Genomic DNA, 14,907 nt, shown 5'->3' with positions numbered 1-14,907 from the left:
TGAGATGACCTGGTCGATCATCGCCCGCGACAGCGCCACCGGCCAGCTCGGCATCGCCGTCGCGACGCGGTTCTTCGCGGTCGGCGCGCTGGTGCCACACATCGCACCCGGGATCGGCGCGGTGGCGACGCAGGCGCTGGTCAATCCTTATTACGGCATCGACGGCCTCGCGCTGCTGCGCAGCGGCAACAGCCCGCATGAGGTGATCGCGGCGCTGATTGCGCCCGACAGCGGCCGCGAAAGCCGGCAGCTCCACGTCATGGACGTCAGGGGCCGCATCGCGGCGCATTCCGGCAAGGACTGCATCGACTGGTTCGGCCATATCGCCGGCGACGGGTTCTCGATCGCCGGCAACATGCTGGCCGGCCCCGCGGTGCTCGACGAGACCGCGCGCGTCTATGCCGAGAACGAGAAGCTGCCGTTCGCGGAGCGGTTGATCAAGGCGATGTTCGCCGGCGAAGCGGCCGGCGGGGACAAGCGCGGCAAGCAATCGGCGGCTCTTCTGCTCCACGGCGCGGAGGAATGGCCATTCCTCGACCTGCGCGTCGACGACCACGCCGATCCCCTGCGCGAGCTTGAGCGGCTGGAGGCCGTCAGCCGCGAGCACTGGGTGCCATTCCGGAGCTTCATGCCGACCCGCGACAACCCGGCCGGAACCAGCGATCGCGCCACCATCGACGCTGGCATCGCGGCGGCAACCACGAGCCGTAAATGACAGCAGGCCCGCTGATCGAGATCGAAGGCCTGCGCGTCACCTTCCAGGGCGATGACGGCCGCACCACGCATGCCGTCGACAGCGTCGATCTCTCCGTCGCCAAGGGCGCCACGCTCGGCCTGGTCGGCGAGTCCGGCTGCGGCAAGAGCGTGACCTCGCTCGCGATCATGGGGCTGTTGCCGAAGCAATCCGCCGCGGTGTCCGGCGCGATCCGCTTCGACGGCTTCGACCTGCTCGAGGTGCCGGACGAGACGTTGCGCGACCTGCGCGGCGATCGCCTCGCGATGATCTTCCAGGAGCCGATGACCTCGCTCAATCCGAGCTTTACCATCGGCGACCAGATTACGGAGACGATTCTGCGCCATCGCGGCGGCTCCCGCGGCGCGGCGCGCGAACGCACCATCGAGCTGCTGCGCCGCGTGCATATTCCCTCGCCCGAGAAACGCATCGACGAGTTTCCGCACAAGCTGTCCGGCGGCATGCGCCAGCGCGTGATGATCGCGATGGCGCTGGCCTGCGATCCGCAGCTTCTGATCGCCGACGAGCCGACCACCGCGCTCGACGTCACCTTGCAGGCGCAGATCCTCGATCTGATGCGGGAGCTGAAGGCTGCGAGCGGCGCCGCGATCATCCTGATCACCCACGATCTCGGCGTCGTCGCCGAAGTCTGCGACGAGGTCGCGGTGATGTATGCGGGCGAAATCGTCGAGCGCGCGCCGGTCGACGAGCTGTTCGCCAATCCGCAGCATCCCTATACGGTCGGCCTGCTCGGCTCGATCCCGCGGCTCGATCGCCGCACCAGCCATCTCGCCACCATCGAGGGCATGGTGCCGAACATGGCGAACCCGCCCGCCGGCTGCCGCTTTGCCGCGCGCTGTCCGTTCGTCGAGGATGCCTGCAGCAAATCACCGCCGCCGCTCGCGCTGCTGAGCCCGACCCACGCCTCGCGCTGCATCCGCGCGCCGCTGGAGCGACTGGTGTCATGACTGCGCTGCTCGAGGTCGAAGGGCTGGTCAAGCATTTCGTCGCCGAACGCTCGCTGTTCGGCCGGCCGACCGCCCATGTGAAGGCGGTCGACGGCGTCAGCTTCACGGTCGAGGCCGGCAAGACGCTGGCGCTGGTCGGCGAATCCGGCTGCGGCAAATCCACCGTCAGCCGGCTGGTGCTGCGGCTGATCGAGCCGGATGCCGGACGGATCCGCTTCGAAGGCCGCGACCTCGGCACGCTCAATGCCGAGCAGCTCCGCGCATTCCGCCGCGACGCGCAGCTGATCTTCCAGGACCCCTACGCCTCGCTCAACCCGCGCATGACGGTGAGCCAGATCCTGACCGAGCCACTGGCGCTGCACAATCTCGTCCCGGCCGCGGACCGCCGCGCGCGGGTCGAGGAGCTGCTGCGTCTGGTCGGGCTCGAGCCGCGCTTTGCGCGGCGCTATCCGCACGAATTCTCCGGCGGCCAGCGCCAGCGCATCGCGATTGCCCGCGCGCTCGCGGTCGAGCCGAAGCTGATCATCTGCGACGAGCCGGTGTCGGCGCTCGACGTCTCGATCCGCTCGCAGATCCTGAACTTGCTGCGCGACCTGCAGGACCGCCTGAAGCTCGCCTATATCTTCGTCTCGCACGATCTCGCCGTCGTGAAGCACATCGCCGATCGCGTCGCCGTGATGAATCTCGGCACCATCGTCGAGACCGCCGATGCACAGGCGCTGTTCGCGGCCCCGCGCCATCCCTACAGCCGTGCGCTGCTATCGGCGATCCCGGTGCCGGAGCCGCGCGCCAGGCGCAGCCGCATCGTGCTCGAGGGCGAGTTGCCGAGCGCGCTCAATCCGCCCTCCGGCTGCCGCTTCCATACCCGCTGTCCCTATGCGATCGCGCGCTGCCGCAGCGAAGTGCCGCAATTGCGCGAAGATGGCACCGGATATGCAACGGCCTGTCACCGGACGGGCGAGCTGCCCGGCGCGGAGGCGATCGTGCCCTCCGATGGCGGGTTCTCGCCGACACTGGAAAAGCTGGTGGCGGCGTTCAATGCGGCGGAAGCCTCGGGGCAGCCTGGGGTTATTTCACAGGGAACAGAGGCCTAGGGAATAAGGGGTTGGCGATGAGATTTTGGCGCTTGGCGGTCCTGATGGCGGCCCTCGTGACCTGGTGCGGAACGAGCGCGCGTGCCGAGACGACACTTCGCATCGGGCTCGCCGAGGACCCCGACATCCTCGATCCTTCAATCGGACGCACCTATGTCGGCCGCATCGTCTTTTCAGCCTTCTGCGACAAGCTGTTCGACATTGACGAGAAACTGAACATCGTTCCGCAGCTCGCGCTGTCTTACGAGAACTCGGCCGACGGCAAGGAGATGACGATCAAGCTACGGCCGGGCGTCAAGTTCCACGACGGTGAGCCGTTCGACGCCGAAGCCGCCAAATTCTCGCTGGAGCGCCATCTGACGCTGCCGACCTCGTTTCGCAAACCGGAATTGGCTGCGCTCGACCACGTCGACGTCGTTGACCCCCTAACCATCAAGCTGGTGCTTAAGACGCCCTACTCGCCTCTGATCGCCCAGTTGACCGACCGCGCCGGCATGATGGTTTCGCCGAAGGCGGTGAAGGAGGCGGGTGACAAATTCGGACTGCATCCAGTCTGCGCCGGACCCTACAAGTTCGTCGAACGCGTGCAACAGGACCGCATGGTGTTCGAGAAATTCGGGGATTACTGGAACAAGGACAACGTCTTCATCGATCGCATCGTGTTCCTTCCTATCGTCGATGCCACGGTGCGGCTCGCCAATCTGAAATCCGGCGGGCTCGATCTGATCGAGCGCGTGCTCGCCACCGATATCAAGGACGTCCGCGCCGACAAGCGGCTCGTGCTGTCGACCGCACCTGAGCTCGGCTATCTCGGCCTCACCATCAACATCGGCAACGACAAGAGCAAGGGGCCGCTCAGCCAGTCGGAAAAGGTGCGCCAGGCGCTCGATCTGTCGATTGACCGCGAGGCGCTCAACCAGGTCGTCTTCAACGGCGAGTTCACGCCGGGCAATCAGTGGGTCAGCCCGACGCACCCTTACTATCAGAAGGCGTTTCCGGTTCGGGGCCGCGACATTGCCAAGGCCAAGGCGCTGCTGAAGGAGGCCGGTGTCACGCTGCCCGTCGCCATCGACTACATGGTCCCCAAAGGCGCCGAGAACGAAGCCGTAGCCCAGGTCGTGCAGTCGATGGCGGCCGAAGCCGGCTTTGACATCAAGATCCGCGTGGTCGAATTCGCGACGACCTTCAAGCAGGCCCAGGCTGGCGAATTTCAGGTGTTCCAGATCAACTGGAGCGGCCGGATCGATCCTGACGGCAATTCCTATGTCTTCCTGCACACCAAGGCGCCGCAGAACGACGGTGGCTATTCCAACGCGGAAGCCGACAAGCTGATGGAAGATGCGCGGCTGATCAACGATCCCGCCCAGCGCAAGGCGATCTACGAGAAGATGACCAGGACCGTGCTCAATGACGAGCCGATCATCTATCTCTATCACCGCACACTCCTGATCGCGCATTCCATCAAGGTCGAGGGTTACCGGCAGATGCCGGACGGATTGGTGCGCGTGGTCGGGCTGAAATTGAAATGATCGCCACAGCGCAGGACACGCGGGGCCGACAATGCTGAACTTCCTCGCCAAGCGGCTGGTTCAGCTGGTCCCGACGCTGTTCTTCGTCTCGCTCCTGATCTTCTCGCTGCAACATTTGCTGCCCGGCGATCCGGCACTCGTCATGGCCGGCGAGGAGCGCGATCCGGCCGTCATCGAACAGATCCGCCGGCAATACCATTTGGATCAACCGATTCCGGTGCAATATGCCTATTGGGTCAAGGGCGTGCTCACGGGCGACCTCGGAGAGTCCCTGCGCAACAAGATGCCGGTGTCGAGCCTGATCGCGCAGAAGCTGCCGGTTACGATGCAAATCGCCGGCATGGCGATCGTGGTCGCCTTCCTGATCGGCATTCCCGCCGGCATCATCTCGGCGGTGAAAATCGGCACCGCGTGGGACTATGGCGCCAATTTGTTCGCGCTGTGGGGTATCTCGACGCCGAATTTCTGGCTCGGCATCATGCTGATCTTCCTGTTCTCCGTCGAACTTGGCTGGCTGCCGGCCTCCGGCTACGTGCCGCTCAGCGAAAACTGGCGCGCGAGCCTCGCCGCATCGGTCATGCCGGCCTTCGTGCTCGGCAATGCGATCGCGGCGATCCTGATGCGGCATACGCGAAGCGCGATGCTGCAGGTGCTGGAGAGCGACTATGTCCGCACCGCGCGCGCCAAGGGCCTGTCCGAGCGCACCGTGATCCTCAAGCATGCGATGCGCAACGCGCTGACGCCGATCATCACGCTCGGCGCGCTCGAGCTCGGCACGCTGCTGTCGGGTGCGGTGCTCACCGAACAGATCTTCTCGATCCCTGGCTTCGGCAAGCTGATCGTCGACGCCGTGTTCAACCGCGACTATGCCGTCGTGCAGGGCGTGGTGCTGACCACGGCCACGATCTACATCACGCTCAACCTGATTGCCGATATCGCCTACATTCTCGTCAACCCGCGGCTGAGGGGCTGATCGGATGACCGACGCTGCACTCAGCCCCCTCGCTCCGCTTGCCGTCGCCGAAACGCTCGAGAGCCCGGCGCGGCGCGCCTGGCGGCGGCTGATCCGGCGCAAGGGTGCCGTGCTCGGGCTCACCGTGATCGCGCTCTTCATCCTGCTCGCCGTGTTCGCGCCGCTGATCGTGCCCTATGATCCCATTGCGACGAGCTGGTCGCTGGTACGCAAGGCGCCGTCGGCGCAGCACTGGTTCGGCACTGACGAACTCGGCCGCGACGTGTTCGCCCGCGTCGTGTTCGGCGCCCGCGCCTCGCTGCTTGCCGGCGTCATCTCGGTCGGCATCGCGCTTGCGATCGGCGTGCCGCTCGGCCTCGTCGCCGGCTATCGCGGCAGCTTCATCGACGCGCTGATCAGCCGCATCACCGATGCGATGCTGGCCTGCCCGTTCCTGATCCTGGCGATCGCGCTCGCAGCGTTCCTCGGCCCGAGTTTAGCAATGCCATGATCGCGATCGGCGTCTCGGCGACCCCGATCTTCATCCGCCTGACCCGCGGCCAGGTGATGAGCGTCAAGGTCGAGGACTATGTGGAGGCGGCGCGCGCCATGGGCAATCCGCGCTGGCGCATCGCGCTGGTCCACATCCTGCCCAACATTCTGCCGGCGCTGCTGGTGCAGGCGACGCTGTCGATTGCGGCTGCGATCATCGCCGAGGCCGCGCTGTCCTTCCTCGGCCTCGGCCAGCAGCCGCCGGCGCCGTCCTGGGGCAGCATGCTCAACGCCGCGCAACGCTTCCTGACAAGCGCGCCCTGGATGGCGGTCTGGCCGGGGCTTGCGATCTTCCTGGTCGTGTTGTCGTTCAATCTGGTCGGCGACGGCCTGCGCGACGCGCTGGACCCGAAGGCGCGGTGACCGCGGCGACGGCCAAGTCTTCCGTCATTGCGAGCGAAGCGAAGCAATCCATTGTCACCGAGCATGCGGAGGTATGGATTGCTTCGCTTCGCTCGCAATGACGACGGAAGCTAGATCACCACCTCGCGCAGCACCCTGCGGCAATCCATCTCGTATTCGAGATCGACCACCGGCGGGCGGCAGAAGTGCCATGTCAGGCCGGAGCGGGTGGCGCCGCGGCGGACCAGCTCGTCGACGAGCACGGGATGGATGTCGTGCACGGTGTAGGCCTGCACCGCCGTCGTCTCCTGCCAGCCGAAGCTGAACTCCGCCAGACGGCGTTCCATCTCGCCCGCGGTGAAGCGAACCTTCTCCCGCCACGCGCCGGGACTGAGATCGCGATAGCAAACGATGCGGTCGGGATAGCTGGCGGTGCCGCCGCGTGCCTCGGCGCCGCCGGCGATCACGAAGGAGGGCGACGTCGTCGTGCTCGGCCGCGTGAACGAGAACGCATGGAACGACGGCTCGGCCGGCGGATCGATCTCGGGACAGACGTTGCTGCGCGCCACCGGATTAATGGTGCCGTCGAACAGGCCCCATTCGGCGAGCGTCTTGACGTAGTGCTGATTGAAGGCGCGGAAGCCGTCTTCGGTGAAGGCGGCCGGCGAACGCAATTCGCAGGCGCAGAACGCGGTCAGCGGCCGGCCGGCGTCGCGGATGTAGGCCGCGATCCGCGCAAAACCTTCCGCGAGCGGCAGCAGGCGATCGAAGCGCACCCGCTCGATCTCATAGCCCGCGTTCGCCTGCGCGCCGCTTGAATATTGGAACACGGCCGGAATGAACCGGTAGTTGCCCGCCGCAAACTCGCTCGCCATGCCTGTTTCCTCCGGATTTCCTTAAGGCGAGTGCTTTCTGCCCGCCGTCGGCAAAGGCTATCACGAGACAAAGAAAAGGCGGCAGTGGCTTTCGCCAGTGCCGCCTTCCCTGCGAGCATGAGCTTGGAGGGCTCAGGTCGGTTTCAGCGCGCCGCCGCGACGGTCGAGCTCGTAGTCGGCGATCTGCTTGGCGCGATCGGAATGGGCCGCGGCCTGGTGGTCGGTCGCGATCACCGTGTAGACCATCGGCAGCACGAACAGCGTAAACAGCGTGCCGATCGTCATGCCGGCCACGACCACAAGTCCGATCGAGAAGCGGCTGGCAGCGCCGGCGCCCGAGGCCGTGAGCAGCGGCAGCAGGCCGGTGACCATGGCCGCCGTCGTCATCAGGATCGGACGCAGACGGATCCGGGCGGCCATCTCGATCGCCGCGCGGCGGTCCAGTCCCTCGTTGAGCTGCAGCTCGTTGGCGAACTCCACCATCAGGATGCCGTGCTTGGTAATCAGTCCGACCAGCGTCAGCAGGCCCACCTGGGTGTAGATGTTCATGGTGGCGACGCCGAAGAACAGCGGGATCAAGGCGCCGACGATCGCCATCGGCACCGAGATCATGATCACGAACGGATCGCGCAGGCTCTCGAACTGCGCCGCCAGCACCAGGAAGATGATGATGATGGCGAACGCGAAGGTGACCAGCAGCTGGTTGCCTTCGTGGACGTATTGCCGTGAGTCGGCCAGGAAGTCGTAGCTGAAGCCGGACGGCAGCTTCTTGGCTTCACCCTGCAGGAACTCCACCGCCTGGCCCATCGAAACGCCGGGCATCGGCACCGCCTGGAAGGTCGACGAGTTGAGCTGGTTGTAGTGGGTCAGCGCATTGGGATCGACGCCGGTCTCGACCGAAACCACGGTCGACAGCCGCACCAGCTGCCCGGTCGCCGTCGGGACGTAGTAATCGTTGAACGCCTCAGGCGCGAGCCGGCTGGCGCGCGGCACCTGCGGGATCACCTGATAGGAGCGTCCTTCCAGATTGAAGCGGTTGACATAGTTGCCGCCGAGCAGCGTCGCCAGGGCGCCACCGATCGACTGCATGGTGATGCCGAGGTCGCTCGCCTTGGAGCGATCGACCTTCACCCGGACCACCGGCTGGTTGAAGTCGAGATCGCTGTCGGTGACGATGAACAGGCCGCTCTTGCGCGCCGCATCCTTCAGCTTGCTCATCTGGTCGAACACCTGCTGGAATCCGGCCGTCGAAGAGATCACCATCTGCACCGGCAGACCGCCGGGGCCGCCGGGCAGCGGCGGCAGGCTGAACGCGAACGCGCTGATGCCCTCGATTTTGGACAGCTCGGCCTGAACCAGCGGCTGCAGCGCCTGCGCGCTGCGCTTGCGCTCATCCCACGGCTTGAGCAGCATGCCCGCGAAGCCGCCCTGCGGACCGGTGATGCCGTTCAGGATGAACCGCAGGTCGGTCTCGGGAAACTTCTGGAACTCCTTGTCCATCTTGTCGCCGTAGAAATCGATGTAGTCGATGTTGGCGTATTTCGGCGCCTTGGTCACCGCGAACACGATGCCCTGGTCCTCCTGCGGCGCCAGCTCCTTCTGGATGTGCATATAGAGGAAGCCGACCAGACCGAGGATGGTCACGGCGAACAGCGCCGTGATCGGGCGGTAGTCGAGCGAACGGTCGAGCTGACGGCCATAGGCCCGCGTCAACGCGCCGAACACGCGATTGACCACCCTGGCGAAACGCCCCTCCTCCGCGCTCTTGAGGAACACCGAGCACATCATCGGCGACAGCGTCAGCGCGATCACGCCCGACACGATCACCGAGCCCGCCAGCGTGAAGGCGAATTCGCGGAACAGCGTGCCGGTCACGCCGCCGAGGAAGCCGATCGGCGCGTACACCGCCGCCAGCGTGATCGTCATGGAGATGACGGGACCGACGATCTCCCGGGCACCCTTTAGCGATGCCTGCACCGGTGGCAGGCCCTCCTCGAGATGTCGATGGATGTTCTCCACGACAACGATCGCGTCGTCGACCACGAGGCCGATCGCCAGCACCATCGCCAGCAGCGTCAGCAGGTTGAAGCTGAAGCCGGCGGCCAGCATCAGGATGCAGACGCCGATCAGCGACAGCGGGATGGTGACGACGGGAATGATCACCGACCGCAGCGAGGCCAGGAACAGGAAGATGACGACGACGACGATCAGGACCGCTTCGGTGAGCGTCTTCTCGACCTCATCGATCGACGATTGAATGAACTTGGTGGAATCGTAGGCCACCTTCATCTTCATCGACGGCGGCAGGTTGCGCTCGAGGTCGGGGAACAGCGCGCGCACGCCCTTCACCAGGGTCAGCGGGTTGCCCTGCGGCGTCGCCTTGATGCCGATGAAGATCGCATGCTCGCCGTTGAAGGCGACGCTGGCGTCCGTGCTCTGCGCGGCGAGCTCCACCGTCGCGATGTCCTCGATGCGCACAAAGCCGCCGTCCTTCGCCTTCACGATCATCCGCTTGAACTGATCGATGTTCTGAAGGTCGGTATTGGCCGAGACGTTGGAGACGATGAAGAAGCCCTTGGTCTGGCCGGCGGCGGCCTGGAAGTTGTTGGCGGCGATCGCGGCGGCGACGTCGTTGGGCGACACGCCGCGTCCGGCCATGCGGGTCGGATCGAGCCAGACGCGCATCGCGAAGGTCTGGCCGCCGAGGATGTCGGCCGAGGCGACGCCATCGACCGTCGAGAGCACCGGCTGCACGACGCGGGTCAGATAGTCGGAGATCGACGATCCGGTCAGCTCCTCGCTGGAGAAGCCGAGATACATCACGGCGATGGTGTCACCGGTCGCCTTGGTCACGACGGGATCGAAGGCTTCCTTCGGGATCAGGTATTTGACCGAGTTGACCTTGGCGAGCACCTCGGTGAGCGCCTGGTTCGGATCGTGATTGAGCTTGACGTAGACCTGAATCGTCGAGGTGCCGAGCACCGAGTTCGACGTCATGTAGTCGACGCCTTCGGCCGACGCGACGGCCTGCTCGATCGGCGTGGTGATGAAGCCGTTGATCAGCTCGGGGGACGCACCGGGATATGACGTGGTGATCGTCACGACGGTGTTCGAAAGATTCGGATATTGCCGGATCGGCAAAACCATCGCCGCGCGCAGGCCGATCAGCAGGATCAGCAGACTGACGACGACCGACAGCACCGGGCGCTTGATGAAAATATCAGTGAAGGCCATCGCCAACTCGATTCGTGTTCTGCCGGCTTGCGGCAAGATGTGGCGGAGGGCCGATGGCCCTCCGAGTTCGATGAATGAAGATCAGTAGCGCGGCGGTTCGGCCGGAACCGGCGGCGGCGGATCGGTCGAGATCGCAACCGGCATGCCCGACTGCAGCTTGATCTGGCCGACTGCGACGACCTTGTCCCCCGCCTTCAGACCCTTGAGGATCTCGACACGGCCCTCGACGCGGTTGCCGGTCTTCACGAAGGTGCGGTCCGCGGTCAGGGTGGTCTTGCCGTCGTCGCCCTTCTTCTCGGTGATCAGGAACACCGAGTCGCCGTACAGCGTGTAGTCGACCGCGGTTTCGGGAATGGTCACGACCGGCGGCTTCCCGGGCAGCACGATCGTGGTGGTCGCGAACATGCCGGGCTTGAGGATGCTGTCCGGATTCTGGATCGTGGCCTGCACCCGGATGTTGCGGGTGTCGGTCGCGATCTGCGGCTCGATGGTCGTGATCTTGCCCTCGAAGGTGCGGCCCGGATAGGCGTCGACCGAGACCCGTACGGCCTGGCCGACCTTGATCTGCGAGCTCTGCTTCTCGGTGACGGTCAGGTTGGCGTACAGCACCGACAGATCGGTCAGCGACACGATCTGCGTGCCGGCCGTCAGATACTGGCCGACTTCGACCTGGCGCACGCCGAGATCGCCTTCGAACGGTGCGCGCACCAGCTTCTGCGAGATCAGCGCTTCGGTCTTGGCAATGCCCGCCTTGGCCTGGTCGTAAGCCGCCTGCGCCGTATCGACGGTCGACTGCGGACCGAACTGGCGCGACGCGAGTTGCTTGGCGCGGTCGAGCTGCAGCTCGCCCACGGTCGCCTGCGCCTTGTAGTTGGCGAGGTCGCCCTGCTCCGGTGCGTCGAACAACTGCACCAGCGGCGTGCCGGCCTTTACGTGGCTGCCGGCGGTGAACTGGATCTCGGTGATGCGGCCCGGCACGTCGGTCGTGACGTTGACCTGGTGCACGGCGACGAGATCGCCGACAGCGGTCAGCAGGTTCGGAATCACCTCCGTCTTCGCCTCGACGGCCGACACGTTCGCCGGCGGCGGCTTATTGTTGGCAAAGAACTGCGCGATCATGTGGCTGCGGAAGGCGTTGAAGCCGACCAGCGCACCGACGAGCAGGGCCAGCAACAGGCCTACGATGATGAACCAGCGCACCATGCGGACGGGACGCTTGGCTTGCTTCTCCTTGATCGGTTGCCCCGAGATGTGGCTTTCGGTCTGAATATTCATGTCATGCACTTTCTGCAGTTACCGACGGTCCTGCGATCGGCGACGGCTGGCGGCCCAAATGAGTTGAAATTGCGGCTTCGGTAAGTCCGATGCCGCGAAGGATGAATTGGCAAAGCTGCCGCTCGGCCGCAGCGGCATCGCCGTAGGGGAGACATGGTGTCGCAGGCAGCTGGGTCAGCGCACCCATCAGCACGGTATGGTGCGCAAACCAGAATAGGTTGAGCGGCTCGTCGCCGATCTTCGTGGCCTCGCCGGCGGAGATCGCCCGCTCGAGCGAGGCGGCGAAGGTCGGGCCGATCAGCTTGCCGACCTTGTCGTAGAGCAGGCGCGCAAACTCGCCGTCGTCGAGATGGCTCGTCACCATCAGCCGCATGCGCTGCGCCTCTTCCTGGTCCGGCGCATCACGCAGCTGCATGAAGTGACCGACCATGCCTTGCACCAGTTCCACAAGCGTCGCGGTCGAGGGCTCCTGCCCGAGCAGATGCGCGAGATCGGGATCCGCCTCGCACTCCTCGGCAAGGATCTCGGCATAGAGCGCCGCCTTGGACGGGAAGTGCTTGAACAGCAGCCCTTCCGAAATGGCAGCCGCGGCCGCCACGCTCTTTGTCGTGGTGCCGGCAAAGCCGTTGCGGGCGAAACACCGCTTTGCGGCGCTCAGGATCAACTGACGCCGCAAGTCACTCGTCATGCGTAAGGTAGACATTTGGGTCGTGAGTAATCACTCACTTTACCAAAAGTCAAGGTTCTATTGCACCGCGAAAGCCACTTTAAATAGGAGTGTGGCCGATCGACCCTCTGATGCGGTTCACGAGGTAGGTGCCGTCGCGGCTGGACAGCACGCGCTCCAGATTGGCCCCGTCGATCTTCGCGCTGGCGAACCGCGGCCCCGCCGTAACGTCTTGCAAAGACGAGGCAAAAGCCTCGACCTCAGCCATCGTGCTGATCGCCCGGCTATCCCCGATTCCGCAGGCTTTGGCAACACCCACGAGGTCGGCGGTTCCGCCGGTGTGGCTGGCCTGGCCGCCGGTCTCGCCGTAAGCCTCATTGTCCAGCACAATGATCGAGAGATTTTTGGGCTGCTGCAGGCCGACGGTGGCGAGGCTTCCCATCCCCATCAGCATCTCGCCGTCGCCGGTGATCACGACGACCGGCAGCGTCGGCTGGGCCAGCGCGAGGCCGAGCCCGATCATCACGGCGCCGCCCATGCCACCCCAGAGATAAAAGTTGCGGTCGTGGTCACCAGCAGCGGCGATGTCATAGGTCGAGGCGCCGAGGCCGCCGACGGCGAACGCGCCCTTGCGATCCTTCAGCAGTTCGGAAACGACGGCACGGCGGTCGAGGAGATTGGCTTTGCTCATTTGGTGAAGACCTTTGCCCCGATCAGGCGCTGCGACAGCAGGACGGCGGTGGGCGTGCAGGCGTTAAAGGCCTGCGCTGCGCCGGCCTCGACGACTTCGCGGACTTCTTCAGGGTGCGAGGCGCGCAGCACCTTGATCCCGGACAGTTCGAGTATCCCTTGCGTGTTCGAGCCCATCGGCACCTGCCAGGGATTGAACTCGCCCCATTCGCCGCGCATCGTCACCAGCGTCAGGAACGGCAGGCGGAAGATCTGCACCAGCGACAGCATGTTGATGCAATTGCCGACCCCGCTCGACTGCATCAGCAGCACGCCGCGCTGGCCGCCGGCCCAGGCGCCCGCGAGCAGCGCCACGCCCTCTTCCTCGGTGGTCAGTGCGATGCCGCGCATCGAGGACGACCCCAGCACCCGCTCGATCAGCTCTGAATGGCCGGCGTCGGGCACGTAGGGCACCTGACGCACCTCGAAGCGCTGCAATATCGAGAAGATCTCCTCGGGCCAGGAGGCCGCAGTGTCGGCACGGGCATGCATTGGCGTTTCCGGTCTTGTTGTTTGGTCGCGACTGTAGAGGGGCGCGCGCGCTTCATCAAAGCGCAAAACCGCATATGGCTCTGCGATTTGCTCGCACCACGCGACGCCCCGGCGCGCTGTTCCCGGCCCCAGCAAATTGTGTTGCGCGGCCGCCGCCCGCGGCTTACGATAGTTGCAAATGAAACTAATTGGGTTGGATGCGCCATGAACGGACACGCGCGCGAGCTGGCTGACGGCTTCGACCTCGAGAAGCTGACGCCGGAGTTCTATGCCGACCCCTACCCGACCTATCGCGCGTTGCGCGAGAGCGCGCCGGTCAAGCGGCTGCCGAACGGCTGCTATTTTCTCACCCGCTACGACGACCTCATCGCCGCCTACAAGAACACCAAGGCATTCTCCTCCGACAAGAAGAAGGAGTTCTTGCCGAAATACGGCAACTCGCTGCTCTACGAGCATCACACGACCAGCCTCGTCTTCAACGATCCGCCCGCGCATACCCGCGTGCGGCGGCTGATCATGGGCGCATTGTCGCCGCGGGCGATCGCCGGCATGGAGCCTGACCTGATCGCGCTGGTCGACAGCCTGCTCGACCGGATCGAGACCCGCGACCGCTTCGAGCTGATCGGCGACTTCGCCTCGGCCATTCCGGTCGAGGTGATCGGCAATCTGCTCGACGTGCCGCACGACGAACGCGAGCCGCTGCGTGACTGGTCGCTGGCGATCCTGGGCGCGCTGGAGCCGGTGATCGGCAAGGAGGCGTTCGACCGCGGCAACAATGCGGTGAAGGATTTCCTCGCCTATCTCGAAACGCTGGTTGAACGCCGCCGCAAGAAGCCGGGCAATCCCGAACGCGACGTGCTGACAAGGCTGATCCAGGGTGAGGACAATGGCGAGCGGCTGACCGCGAAGGAATTGCTGCACAACTGCATCTTCCTGCTCAACGCCGGCCACGAAACCACGACCAATCTGATCGGCAACGGGCTGGTGACGCTCAGCCAAAATCCGGATCAGAAGCAACGGCTGATCGCGCAACCCGAACTCATCAAGACCGCGGTCGAGGAGATGCTGCGCTACGAAAGCTCGAACCAGCTCGGCAACCGCATGATCGTGGAAGAGACCGAGCTCGGCGGCATCAAGCTGCCGGCGGGCACGCTGGTCACGCTGTGCATCGGCGCGGCCAACCGCGACCCCGCGCAATTCCCCAACCCCGAAGCTTTCGACGTCGCGCGCACGCCGAACCGCCACCTCGCCTTCGGCACCGGCGCGCATCAATGCGCCGGCATGGCGCTGGCGCGCCTCGAAGGCGCCATCGCGATCTCGCGGTTCCTCAAACGCTTGCCGAACTACGCGCTCGACGGCGCGCCGGTGCGCGGCGGGCGGGTGCGCTTCCGCGGCTTCCTCAGCGTGCCCTGCAGCATCAGCGCATAAGACGACACATTGTCGCCTGCGAATTTGGCTGGCGACA

The 14,907-nt window shown here is 65.1% G+C and carries 12 protein-coding genes and 1 pseudogene; 7 read left to right on the top strand and 6 right to left on the bottom strand.

The features are described from left to right. The first annotated feature begins 4 nt into the window (after positions 1-4). The 6 genes and pseudogenes from ACSKB9_RS37330 (at position 5) to ACSKB9_RS37305 (ending at position 6,191) form a co-directional block, all read left to right on the top strand. Positions 5-715 (top strand): DUF1028 domain-containing protein, encoded by a 711-nt coding sequence (locus ACSKB9_RS37330; protein ID WP_438079431.1) that lies wholly within the window; start codon positions 5-7, stop codon positions 713-715. Next, a complete protein-coding gene (locus tag ACSKB9_RS37325; protein ID WP_438079430.1) occupies positions 712-1,701 on the top strand; it encodes an ABC transporter ATP-binding protein in 990 nt (329 codons plus the stop codon). The genes ACSKB9_RS37330 and ACSKB9_RS37325 overlap by 4 nt, the downstream gene beginning before the upstream one ends. Beyond that, positions 1,698-2,795, top strand: coding sequence for an ABC transporter ATP-binding protein (locus ACSKB9_RS37320; RefSeq protein WP_438079429.1), 1,098 nt, complete (start codon positions 1,698-1,700; stop codon positions 2,793-2,795). Before ACSKB9_RS37325 ends, ACSKB9_RS37320 begins: the two co-directional genes overlap by 4 nt. A 17-nt stretch (positions 2,796-2,812) precedes the next feature. Further along, the gene (locus ACSKB9_RS37315) at positions 2,813-4,324 is read left to right on the top strand and encodes an ABC transporter substrate-binding protein (protein ID WP_438079428.1); all 1,512 of its coding nucleotides are present in this window, start codon (positions 2,813-2,815) and stop codon (positions 4,322-4,324) included. A 31-nt stretch (positions 4,325-4,355) separates the two neighbouring features. Continuing rightward, positions 4,356-5,297, top strand: a complete 942-nt coding sequence (locus tag ACSKB9_RS37310; protein ID WP_438079427.1) for an ABC transporter permease — start codon at positions 4,356-4,358, stop codon at positions 5,295-5,297. A 4-nt stretch (positions 5,298-5,301) separates the two neighbouring features. Next, positions 5,302-6,191, top strand: a pseudogene (locus tag ACSKB9_RS37305) (ABC transporter permease). Positions 6,192-6,301: 110 nt separating this feature from the next. Here ACSKB9_RS37305 and cnbZ read toward each other — a convergent pair. The 6 genes from cnbZ to ACSKB9_RS37275 all read right to left on the bottom strand — a co-directional run bounded on the left by cnbZ (position 6,302) and on the right by ACSKB9_RS37275 (position 13,442). After that, a complete protein-coding gene (gene cnbZ / locus ACSKB9_RS37300; RefSeq protein ID WP_057017604.1) occupies positions 6,302-7,045 on the bottom strand; it encodes a 2-amino-5-chloromuconate deaminase CnbZ in 744 nt (247 codons plus the stop codon). A gap of 132 nt (positions 7,046-7,177) precedes the next feature. Beyond that, positions 7,178-10,279 (bottom strand): multidrug efflux RND transporter permease subunit, encoded by a 3,102-nt coding sequence (locus ACSKB9_RS37295; RefSeq protein WP_283062979.1) that lies wholly within the window; start codon positions 10,277-10,279, stop codon positions 7,178-7,180. A gap of 81 nt (positions 10,280-10,360) precedes the next feature. After that, a complete protein-coding gene (locus ACSKB9_RS37290; protein WP_076827115.1) occupies positions 10,361-11,554 on the bottom strand; it encodes an efflux RND transporter periplasmic adaptor subunit in 1,194 nt (397 codons plus the stop codon). A gap of 1 nt (position 11,555) precedes the next feature. Next, positions 11,556-12,257: a TetR/AcrR family transcriptional regulator gene (locus ACSKB9_RS37285; protein ID WP_438079426.1), complete on the bottom strand. Its 702-nt coding sequence runs from the start codon at positions 12,255-12,257 to the stop codon at positions 11,556-11,558. Between the two features lie 64 nt (positions 12,258-12,321). Continuing rightward, positions 12,322-12,912, bottom strand: coding sequence for a thiamine pyrophosphate-dependent enzyme (locus tag ACSKB9_RS37280; RefSeq protein WP_028338816.1), 591 nt, complete (start codon positions 12,910-12,912; stop codon positions 12,322-12,324). Then, positions 12,909-13,442 (bottom strand): thiamine pyrophosphate-binding protein, encoded by a 534-nt coding sequence (locus ACSKB9_RS37275; protein WP_057017601.1) that lies wholly within the window; start codon positions 13,440-13,442, stop codon positions 12,909-12,911. Before ACSKB9_RS37275 ends, ACSKB9_RS37280 begins: the two co-directional genes overlap by 4 nt. 204 nt (positions 13,443-13,646) lie before the next feature. Here ACSKB9_RS37275 and ACSKB9_RS37270 point away from each other — a divergent pair, with 204 nt between their 5' ends. Continuing rightward, positions 13,647-14,870 carry a cytochrome P450 gene (locus tag ACSKB9_RS37270; protein ID WP_253609676.1) on the top strand — a complete coding sequence of 408 codons (1,224 nt, stop codon included), beginning with the start codon at positions 13,647-13,649 and terminating at the stop codon, positions 14,868-14,870. Positions 14,871-14,907 lie beyond the last annotated feature (37 nt).

It is taken from the genome of Bradyrhizobium sp. BR 1433, from assembly GCF_051547665.1.
In the GTDB taxonomy this organism is placed as follows: domain Bacteria; phylum Pseudomonadota; class Alphaproteobacteria; order Rhizobiales; family Xanthobacteraceae; genus Bradyrhizobium; species Bradyrhizobium australafricanum.
The sequence above is the reverse complement of the archived record's forward strand: the minus strand, read 5'-3'. Positions and strand labels throughout refer to the sequence as shown.